The organism is Clostridiisalibacter paucivorans DSM 22131 (assembly GCF_000620125.1).
Taxonomy (GTDB): domain Bacteria; phylum Bacillota; class Clostridia; order Tissierellales; family Clostridiisalibacteraceae; genus Clostridiisalibacter; species Clostridiisalibacter paucivorans.
This window is the reverse complement of record NZ_JHVL01000068.1, coordinates 1-11,268: the sequence shown is the minus strand read 5'-3', so window position 1 is coordinate 11,268 and position 11,268 is coordinate 1. Positions and strand designations below refer to the sequence as shown.

The following is an 11,268-nucleotide window of genomic DNA, read 5'->3' as shown; positions in this document are numbered from 1 at the left end:
GTATAGAAAGAAAGTATGAGGATTTGGAACGTATAGAGCCTTCAAAATTTCCAGATATTTCTAAATAAATATAATGAAGCGTTTGAATATTTTACAAAAAATTCAATACTATAGATTTGACTATGCTATCATGATAGTATATAATCAAAGTATAATAGAATTTGACCGTTGATACGTTATCGCTTTGTCGGGCCAGCGACCGTGGAGGTTCCATATGGTTTGGTGCATAGAGCCATAGCCTGACTAGGTTATGTGGGGTCCTCAGCGACTGTATGGTTTAAAAATGCTGAAGATGTAAACTCATATAATCCGAAGTGGAAAAAATGCACATATGTAGTAATCAAACGCTTTGAATATTCAAAGCGTTTTTATTTTTTTCTAAAGTGAGGATAAAGAAATGGATAGATTGAGAAAATGTGCATTGAATTTCAATAAACTATGTGACAAAGATTATTATTTTATTATTGAAAATGGCAAAATCATAAAGCTATGCATCAGAAAAGAACAATTTTATCATTTAATAGGCTTGAATAAATTAAAAGATATAAGAAAAGTAAAAAAAGATAATAAAAATTCAGCGATAGGTATTTTTAATAAAATTTTAAATAAAAAAATTCAATATAGTGATATTGAAAAAAGCGAATATTTTAAAGACATTAAATATAGAATTAAAAACTTTAAAGATATTAATGACATGATATTTGAAAAAATAGTTATAAAATTTGATAAATCTAAAGTAATTTCTTCTAGACCTCCTAAAATTAGGTCAGATATAATTTTCTATAGAAAAAAAGGACATGCTTTTTTGCATCTATGTTTGTCTAGAGATAGATCTTATTATTATCCAGAAACTTTTTTGGTGCAATATGACGACTTGTATGTAAAAAATCAAAAAATTCACAATATAATCGAACTCAAAATATGTAAACGTAGAGAGTCTATAGCTATTGAGCATAGGGTGTATGCACAAGATGAAGTTTTTCAAGAAACTGCTGCTTCAAAAGAATAAGAATATTCTAAAAATGAAAGGATGAGGGATATGAAAAAAACGATTGCTTTGATTTTAGTTTTTTGTATGATTTTTTCTTCGGTGGCAATGGCAGAGCCCCTGTCTACGGGAGAAAAAATCAAAAAGATAGTGTCAAAAGCGGGAGATACTATAGTTTCTATAGTAGAAAAATTTTCCGATATGAAGGATCACTGGTCAACTCAGTGGGTAGAAGAATTGCTAGAAAAAGATGTGATTTCTGGATACCTAGACGGGACATTCAAGCCTGATAGGGCAATATCTAGGTCAGAATTCACCAAACTTCTGATAGTTGCTCAGGGAGAAGACCCAGGGGTCTTCGAAGGTGGACACTGGGCAAAAAACTACATAGAAAAGGCTATGAAGGAAGGATATATTGAAAGTGGCGAATTTGCCGATATAGACAAAAATATCACCAGAGCAGAGATGGCTCGTATGATAGCAAGGGCTATGGAAGAAGAGCCAGAAAACTGGGGAAAATACAAAAACAACATAGCAGACTTTGAACAAATTTCTACTGAATATAGAGAATATGTACTGAGAGTATATGCAGCAGGAATAGTCAAAGGGCTACCCGGTGGGACTTTTTCACCACAAAAAACAGCTTCAAGGGCAGAAGCCAGCACCATGCTAGTGAAGTTGTTGGATACTGATGAAAGAGAAATTCCAGAAGTAGTAGAAGAGCCAAAAATAGTAATAGATGGAGAGGAAATTGCAGTAGAAAGAAAAGACACCGTAGTCGTTTTCAATCAAGCACTCAGCGTTTTTGATGAAAACGACAATTTCAAACTGGTCTATAATAATCATGACACGGTTTCTATTTTCTATATGCCTGAAGGAGAAGAGAGTATATATGAGAATATACTATGTTTCTATTCGGATACAGATGAGGGGACATTCGAACACAAATTCGATAATAATATAGTTGTGAATAGCTATACAGATGAAACAAAAAAAATCACAAAAGATATTCTGAAAAAAATATATCCAAAAGGATATGAGAAAATATACAAACAGTTTATAGAAAAAATAGATACAGGAGAAGAGGTATCGGGAAAGTCAGATGGAAGAACATATAGAGTGAAAAGCTGGCCAACAGAAACATCTATATCTATAGGTGGAAAATAGAAAAAAAGGAAGCATGAGTGAGGATCTAGAAAATCCTTGCTCTTTTTTTATTGGATTTTTCTAAAAAAGGAGTGTGTAAAATGAAAAAAAAGACATTAATATTTGTATTGATTTTTTGTATTGTAGCGACATCTATCCCACAGAATATATTCCCCAGTTTCGCGGGAAACAACAGAATTGTATTAGAGGATGGGAGGGTGATACCCCTCCCTCCAAGTGTAAAAAAATCAATAAAAATAATGGGAAAAACCCTGAATATAAACAAGGAATATCTCATCGATTCCACCATCGATTCAGTTCCAGGGCTGGACAGTGGGATAGCAGTATATGGCAGCCCATCTGATGTATCAGGGAATAGCAGAAAAAGTGGAGAATATAGATATCTAGGCTATGATTCCAAGGGAAACCAATACTCAAATCCCGATTTTCCCAATGATGCAGACTCCCATAGGAGCCCTTCACAGAAAAACTGGGTAGAGCCGTACGTTTTTGGATTGGCTAACAAACCGAATTTTTTCATGAAAAACCCATATCAATGTGGCGAATGGTTGCAATCGATGGTATGGGTTAGGGATATTGAAAGAGGAGGAAAACTACCAAAGGATTTTGACAAGCTCTATCTAGCAGAGCATTTCCATATCCTGAGTCCACCGACTGAATATACAGTAGGGCTTGCCAGAGGTTGGCACAAAGTAGGCAACAAACTATGGTACGAAACATTCGTCATGCCCCCTCTGAAGAAAATAGAAATCCCAGATGAACAACAAAAAGATATTGTAGCAGACTTTGATTTGCTGAAACAAACGACAGAGTACAATACCACAGGTTTCAGAGACAAGTCAACAGCAATAGCAACAGAAATCCAGACATGGCAACTAGCAATCACAAACACCAAAACCCATGAACAAGTCAAATACTATGACAGCAACCAAGAAGGTTCAGTATATGACACAATAGACAAAGCAGAAAAAGAACTCCAAAACGGTCTCAAAGCAGGAAAATACGAGTTCTATCTATATGTAGATGATGGTGAGGGATTGAGTGATGTGAAGGTTGGGAATATTTTGGTTATACAAATAGAATCTAAAAAACTTCTAATGATTGAAGAAGTACCACGACAAGTTGAAATAAATACTCCTTTTATAGTTAGTGCGAAAGATTCTATACCAAGTAAAGGAGCAAAAATAATAGAATATCAACATCAAGTGTCAATAGGAAACATGAATAATTTTCAAGATATATCTGATGGAGGGAATGCTGTAAATCTTGAATATACTCCAACAAAAGAAGGAGAGTTATATTTTCGGGTTTGGGGTAAAGATACAAATGGAATAGAAGGGTGGTCTGAAATAGTAAGCACATCAACGAAAGATAATACAAAAGGTTATGCTAATGCTAAAATAGACACAAAAACCATATGGTATGAAGGACTCTATGAACATGTTAGAAATGCAAGCACTGTTGAAATAGATGGAAAAGAAGCAGGAGTATATAGAGTTAGTTCAAAAATTGGAAGAAAATATTCATCAAACAGATGGAGATTTTATGATTTGTTTACATCTCCAAAACAAAAGGCTAAGCATGACAAAGAAGAATGGAGAGCAAATGAAGGAGGAAGCCTAAGATTTAATACAGTAGGGGAAAGAGAGCTAAACTTAACAGTAAAAGGGAAAGGCGGAAATAAATCAATAGATAATAGAACTATTGATGTAAGAGCATTGCCATTAGCCAAAGGAGAGATATATGGACATAAAAAAAATAGGGAAATATATATATATAATAAATCTCTATTCAAACCTCAAGATGCTTGTAAAGATAGTGAGAATGGGAAGATTGACGATAGTAAAACCAAGATAACTATAACTAATATAATAACTGGAGAAAAAGCAATATCAGTGGGTGGAAAAGCTTTTGATAAAAAATGGATAAAAGGAATAGAAACAAATTTTAATGTCATAGATAAGAATGAATATACTCATAAAAAGAATGATATAACAAAAGTTGTATTTGTAGGAGACCATGATAATGATCAAAAAACAGAAAAATTTAAAATTGAAATAGATGTAGAAGACTATAGGGGAAACTTATCTCATTGGGAAAAAAACATTATAATAGATGGAGATATTAAACCTATTGCAAAATTACAGGGAATGTTCAACTATATTTTAAATCCTGTAACTAAAAAAGTTTTGACAGATATCGAAGAAGTCTCTATATCACCAGATAGAGATATTATAGAAACCAGTGTAGAAAAAAAGAATGAATCTATACAATTGTTAGGGGACAATAAAAAAATAGACTTAACAATTGACAATAGGGTAGGAGAATTCAATCTTTTAGTAAAAACAAAAGAAAAATTTATAGATTTTTTAGATTCTCAAGTAAAAAGATTTTTAGAGCCAGAAGATGAATTAGAAGATAAAAAAAAATATAAAGTTAAAATTAGAAACATAGCACCATTTGCAACATTTCAAGCAATAAAACCTACATCTGTAAATATGTTGACATTTACAGATGTAGGGATATCTAAAAATGTTGGTAGTCAACTAAATGATCTAACTGAAGAAATGATCAATGAAAGTGTTAAATTAAATTCTATATATACTACATTTACGGATGACGATAATTGGTTCGTCATAGACGATAAAATAAAAATTCCACCAGGAATATACAATGAATATAAATCTTATATAGAAGATAAAGATAAATCAGCAGATTTACAAGTAGATATAGTTCAAAACAAGTATTTAGGGGTGAGTTTGACATTAGTTCATGAGACATGGGATAAGCATAAAAGCATTAGAACGAATAAGTTTTGTCTATATAATCTTGAAACTAAAGAAAAAGTTTATAGTTCAATTAAAGATAAATATAAAGTTTATTGGTCGGACAGGATTAGCCCTAACGTAAAAACATTAAAAATTATTGAATATAAAGGGAAAGTATATTTTTTATTATCAACTTCTGAAGGGTTTAAAGCATATGATACCCCATACTTTGATAATAAAAACTTTGATATTAAAATAAATCTACAAAACAAGATACAAGAATATTTTGTAGTGGATAAAGATATATATGTCCTTGATGCAAATCAGTATAATTACAATACTCCTAAATATTATACGTATAATTTAGATACTAAAACTCAAAAAGAGATAAGCATCCAACAATATGAAACAGCTAAATTAAATGTTTTACAAAAAATAGATACTTTAGAAAAAGCTAAAGCTATAGATGGAATAGAAGAATATGAATGGATTACTGACAAATGGGACAATGATGATAAAAAAGATATAACTAGACATAAGATATATGAAAATAAAACAAAAATGTTTTACTATATAAAAAGAAAATATGATGTTTGGAATAATAACATTAAAGTATTTAAATATGATAAAGAAAAAAATACAGTAGAAAAAATATTAATTAAAAATGAAATCTATTCTAGCAATCTAACTGGTGATACAAAACATATAGATAGAATAAATATAACAAGTGTTGCTGTAATAAAAGATGAAGTTGTTGTAACTATGTATGTTAAACATAAAAAGAAAAGTCGTAAAGATACATATCATGTATTATATCATTATGATAAAAAAGGAAATGAAAAAAATGCTATAGTATTAAATAAAAATAGTGCAATATGGTCGCATAAAGATATAATAGGATGGAATCCGAAAAGTAGCTTAATTATATTGCAAGAGCCACTTTTTGATGAATATCATAATAATGAATTTACAACATATAATTTAGATACAAAGAAATTAGAAAAATGGAAGGATGTATATAATTTAAAACCATTCAAAAATTTGAGTAATAAATATTTCGGAGGATATAACTTTAATCCTAAAGCAAGTGTGAGAACAGGATTTAGGTTGTTTGACCCAAAAACATTTTCTGAAATCACTATAGAACATAAACCTAAAAAAAGACATGGATATAAGAGTTTATATCATTCTAATACTGATGATGGTATATATGCATTAGATTCTTTTAATCCTGGTATTATTATCAATTATTGGGATGAGCCAAATGATACTTATTTATATGATATTGAGAGAAAAAAAGAAATATATTTAGGGAGTGATTTAAATGAAATAAAAGTAGATGGTGATTATATTTATGCTCATCTTAGAAATGAAAATAAGATAGTAAAGATAAATCGTAGAACATCTGAAAGAAAGATAGTTAATTCTTATGTTTGGGATAAAACAGAATTTTATGGAAAGGGGAAATTTAATCTAGAGTCCAATCCTTTGAATTACATAAAGGATTATTGGACTATGGTTGACACAAGAAATGAGTCATCATCCTATTACGGAGCAGTGCAAATAAAGTATGCAAGAAAAATCATTGATGACATAAACAAATTAGGTGATTATCCTTCAAATATAGCTGTAAAAAATATACTTCCTATAATAACTAATAAAGAACTTACTTTAAATAGAACAACTTCTGAATTAATAATAAAAAAAATAAATGAAATAAATAATTTAAGGAATTTTAAAAATGATAAAAAAATAGAAGTTATTTTTATAGATATAGGTGGCAAAAATTCAAAATATGGATCAATATTAGCGAATCAAACAAATGGTAAATATTATAATGCTACAAGTATAAATAAAGGAATAAAGTTTTTGGGAGAATATGTAAAAAAGTTTGGGAAGCCACAGAAAAGTACTGGCTCTATAAAAATTTCACAAAACGATATTATTCAACTTAATGGTATAACAATTGATTATGAAGACCATCCAATAGTTATAGAAAGATATAGAGCAAAAAATGAAAAATGGGGAAATTTTGGAAATGAAATAATCAAGTTAGACAATAATAGATTGAAATTTCCTAAAAAAGGTTACTTTGTATTAGAATACCAATCTAAAGATAAACCAAATAGTTTTGATAAAAAAGATTATGGAAAATACTCAAATATAGCTAGATTAGGTGTAGTAGTAGGAGATAATGTAAAGCCACCAAAACCATCACCACCAGTGGTAGATATAACTATACTATCTGATGAAGGTGAAGGGATAGGCAAACAATTTAGGAGAGTAGACTTTCAGATAGATGGAGTACAAGGAACTGATGAAATTGATTGGTCTACATTGAAAATATTCTTTGATAAAAATGATTATAGACCTACTAAATCAGAAAATAATTTTAGCAGTAAAAAAGAATTTTCAAGAATATTTACAGATATCGGACCACACAAAATTACAATAGAGTTTAAAGACAAAAAAGGAAGATTGGCTACAAAATCTGATGGTACAAAAGCAGAATTTAAATTTTACATTATAAAAGATAAAGTTCCCATTGGAAATTTTAAAGTTCTAGGGAATGAAGGCAATAATAAAAGTGTTAGAGACCCGTATACATCAATGGCAGAGTTTGAAATATCAAACGAGACATATTCAAGTCCTGATGGGGATATAGTAGAAGTTAAGTATTATTTTGAAGATGACACATATATAGAAAATTCAGATGGTAGTTTTTCTATAGATAGCAGTACAAAAACAGACTATCCATTAGAGTTAAAGGGTAAATACTTTGAACTTGAAGAAACAACTAAAATTAAACAAGTTGTTTCAGAAAAATATTATAACGGAATTGGATTAAATGGAGAAAATTTAAATAAAGCAATCAAGCATTTAGAAGATTCAGGGGTTGAAGTTTATAAGAAAAAAATAACTCCTAAAAAAGCTATAGTAGAAAAGAAACCACCAAAAATAAGTTATACAGTAGCACCATCGGTAATAGTAAAAGGTAGTTCTATATCTCACAATACAGAGATAGAAGATGATACTGTCTTTGGAGATTATACAAAATATGCTTTTTATCATAATCCAAATGTATTCAAAAACAATACAGGGCTTATGCAAGGGTCAGCAGACTCAAGGAACACATCAAATTTAGAAAGAAAAACACATGATGAAACCCTTAATAAATTAGACAAGAAAGGCATATATTATTTCTATGCTAATGCAGTAGATGAGGATGGCATGGAAAGTGGTTGGGAGTATGGAGGACAAGTAAAAGTAGTTAGTAAACCTATAGCTGATTTTGAACTCTATACCAATGATAAAGATAGTGATGGCAAGAATAAGGAATACAAGGATAACATCTTTGGTAAAGATTCAAGTATCCTTATACAAAATAAGGCATATAACGAAGATTACGAGGATACTATAGCTAATCATGGAATAGAGCATATAAAAATGGAGTACAGGCTTGTAGGAGATACTGAATATACCACAATATTTGATAAAGACATAAGCAATTATCCCAATGTGATTAATGCTTTACCTAGTATAGGACATGCAGGAAAATATGAAATAAGAATGACAGTAACAAGTGTAGATGGTATTAGAGCAACAAAAGAAGATATATTCTATGTAGTAGATTTAAGGCTAGATTCGTATATAAAATCATTACCAAATGGAGAATATGATAAGTCTAGTGAAATATATGCAAGTCAAAATTATAAAATTAAAGCTCAGGTGTCAAAAGATTCAGATGGAGTGGTTGCATATATCCCATATTCTGATGAATGGATAACGCTTGATAAAGTTAATGAAGATTCTACTAACAAATACTATGAAAAAGAAATATCTACCTTAGAAACATTATTTGATGGTAGATATGAAATAGATGTATATGGTCTATATAACAAAGTTAATTTAGAAATATCTGAAGTATTAGAACTTAAAGCAAATACTCCAATAAAAATAAAAAGTGATATAAAACCTATAGGTCCACCAGAATATGTGGAAGTAATTGAAGATAATCTAGATGAAAATGACTATATACAAATCCCTGCAGGAGAAAAAATAAACATAATGTCAGAAGTAATATCTCCAGTACCTGCTGAATTTGTGAAGGCGTATATTGAAGGAGAAAGTGAAGTTTCAATGGATTTTAAAGATGGTAAATATACTAAAACTATTGAAATTCCTCGTACAAAAAAGGATAAAGACTTTTATGAGCTTCTAGTTAGGGCAAGGGTTCCAAATGGAAATACAGCAAAAAATAAACATAAAATAAGAATAAAAACACCTATAGATCTGATACCCAAGATGCCTAGGGAAGTGGTAGCAGATACAACAGCTACTATAGAGGCTGAAACCACTAAATATGTGGAAAACTTAGTAGTGAAATTATTTGAAGGAACAATTTACGAAAATACTATAACTTTAAATTCTAAGATAATAGGAAACAAAAAATATTGGTCAGGAGATTATCCCATATCTTCAGTTATACCTGAAGGAAAATATACAGCAAAATTTAAAGCCACAACATACAATGGAGAAACTGATGTAAAAAATGAAAGATTTGTATTAAAGACACTGGATCTAAAGGATTTGAGGGTCACACATATAGTTAATCATGGAAGATATGATGGGAAATATCCTATACTATACAATGATCCTATAGTGCCAGTAGGATACAAGACTGGCTACATGGTCACATTCAGAATCAATGCTAAAGGAAATCCCGAAAGAGTAAAGATGAAGATAAAATATCCAGGATATAGTAAGGAACTAGATATGACTAAGGAATGGCAAAATGGAAGTGATTCTATATGGACATTGGAATGGTATTCAGACCCATTTATGCCAAAAGGCACTGTAATCAATACTGAAGTAATAGCATCAAAAGAAGATGCTATTTTAAATTTTAATAATAAATATAACTTTGATGGAGATTTTCTTAAGATTATAGGTAGCATAGAGGGAGATTTACAAGTAGATATAGAGCTTTCCGATTGATGGGAGGCTCTATATTTATGTTTATTTTAGAAGTATAAATCTATAGAGTTATAGAAGTATAGAAGAATAGAAATATAGAGGGGGAAGTCATATGAAAAATGTAAAGTTAGATGAAAGCATTCAGGAAACATATTCAAAATATATAATGCCAGTTCGTGAGATAGAACATTCTTTTAGGGTGGCAGCTTTGTGTTTGAAAATAGGTGGGGAGTTAAATTTAAGCAAAAAACAACTTCTAATTTTACACGAATCTGCACTGTATCATGACATAGGGAAGGCAGATATACCTTTGGCCATACTTTCTAAGAAAGGAAAACTAAATAGCGATGAATTTGAGATTATCAAAAATCATCCTATATATAGTCAAAGATATGTAAAAAACAATAAAAAAATATCTAAAATAGTTAGAGCTCACCACGAAAGATGGGATGGAAAGGGTTACCCAGACAAAATCAGAGGAAAAAACATACCATTGTTGGCGAGGATTATATCGGTAGCAGATGTATATGATGCACTAAAATATCCTAGAGTTTATAGACCATATAGTTTTGACAAAAAAGATATAGGTAAAATTATGGCCAAAGGTTCAGGAAATCAATTTGACCCTGAAATCTTAAAAGTTTTTTTGGAAATTTTAAAATACCTCTAGACAGGGGGTGCTATGGTATGGCGACCTTTAAATAAAGGTCTTAGAAGTCAATTTAAGAGGTCGATTTTAAGGAGGTTTAAAAAAATGAAAGGAAAAACACATATGATAATAGGAGCTGCAGCAGGAGCGGCAGTTGCATCTTATTATTCAACAGAAACTGGAATAATGCTAATATGTTCTTCAATCTTTGGAGCTTTAGTTCCAGATATAGATCACCCAAAGAGTAAAATAAATCAAAAAATATTACCTATAAAAAACAAAGTATTTAGAATGATAGTTTATTTATTATTAGGCTTAGCATTGATATATGTCAATGCTAAATCAGGAATAAAAGGTTTTAGACTTTTAGGATGTATATTAATAATTACAAGTCTATCTCATCATAGAGGATTTACACATAGCCTATTAGGTTTTATTTTCTTCTCTACAGCTATATACGTATTATTAAATCAATATGGCTTTGTGGGGGTTTATATAGGCTTTAGTATAGGATATTTTAGTCATCTAATAGCTGATTTTATAACTAACGGAGGAATAGAACTTTTTTACCCCTGGAAGAAAAATATGAGCTTTCCCATAACCATTAAAACTGGTGGAATTGGAGAAAATATAGTTCTAATCATTGCAAGTATATATTTTGTTTATAAGTTTCAATTCCTTATAGTGTTTCAATTCCTCATAGGTAAAGTATAAACGGC

Annotated in this window: 5 protein-coding genes; all 5 read left to right on the top strand. The window is 30.3% G+C overall.

The features are described from left to right. The first annotated feature begins 397 nt into the window (after positions 1-397). The 5 genes from Q326_RS0114025 to Q326_RS0114005 all read left to right on the top strand — a co-directional run bounded on the left by Q326_RS0114025 (position 398) and on the right by Q326_RS0114005 (position 11,263). The gene (locus Q326_RS0114025; protein ID WP_026895954.1) at positions 398-1,009 is read left to right on the top strand and encodes a PBECR4 domain-containing protein; all 612 of its coding nucleotides are present in this window, start codon (positions 398-400) and stop codon (positions 1,007-1,009) included. A 30-nt stretch (positions 1,010-1,039) separates the two neighbouring features. Then, a complete protein-coding gene (locus Q326_RS0114020) occupies positions 1,040-2,155 on the top strand; it encodes an S-layer homology domain-containing protein (RefSeq protein WP_026895953.1) in 1,116 nt (371 codons plus the stop codon). An 80-nt stretch (positions 2,156-2,235) separates the two neighbouring features. After that, positions 2,236-9,921 (top strand): Athe_2463 domain-containing protein, encoded by a 7,686-nt coding sequence (locus tag Q326_RS0114015; protein ID WP_026895952.1) that lies wholly within the window; start codon positions 2,236-2,238, stop codon positions 9,919-9,921. Between the two features lie 91 nt (positions 9,922-10,012). Beyond that, positions 10,013-10,570 (top strand): HD-GYP domain-containing protein, encoded by a 558-nt coding sequence (locus tag Q326_RS17490; RefSeq protein ID WP_051531516.1) that lies wholly within the window; start codon positions 10,013-10,015, stop codon positions 10,568-10,570. Positions 10,571-10,654: 84 nt separating this feature from the next. Further along, positions 10,655-11,263, top strand: coding sequence for a metal-dependent hydrolase (locus tag Q326_RS0114005; protein WP_026895951.1), 609 nt, complete (start codon positions 10,655-10,657; stop codon positions 11,261-11,263). Positions 11,264-11,268 lie beyond the last annotated feature (5 nt).

Bases quoted from the DNA above. Each gene is read 5' to 3' on its own strand.
- Q326_RS0114020 (WP_026895953.1), top strand. From the start codon at position 1,040: ATGAAAAAAACGATTGCTTTGATTTTAGTTTTTTGTATGATTTTTTCT.
- Q326_RS17490 (WP_051531516.1), top strand. From the start codon at position 10,013: ATGAAAAATGTAAAGTTAGATGAAAGCATTCAGGAAACATATTCAAAA.
- Q326_RS0114025 (WP_026895954.1), top strand. From the start codon at position 398: ATGGATAGATTGAGAAAATGTGCATTGAATTTCAATAAACTATGTGAC.
- Q326_RS0114015 (WP_026895952.1), top strand. From the start codon at position 2,236: ATGAAAAAAAAGACATTAATATTTGTATTGATTTTTTGTATTGTAGCG.
- Q326_RS0114005 (WP_026895951.1), top strand. From the start codon at position 10,655: ATGAAAGGAAAAACACATATGATAATAGGAGCTGCAGCAGGAGCGGCA.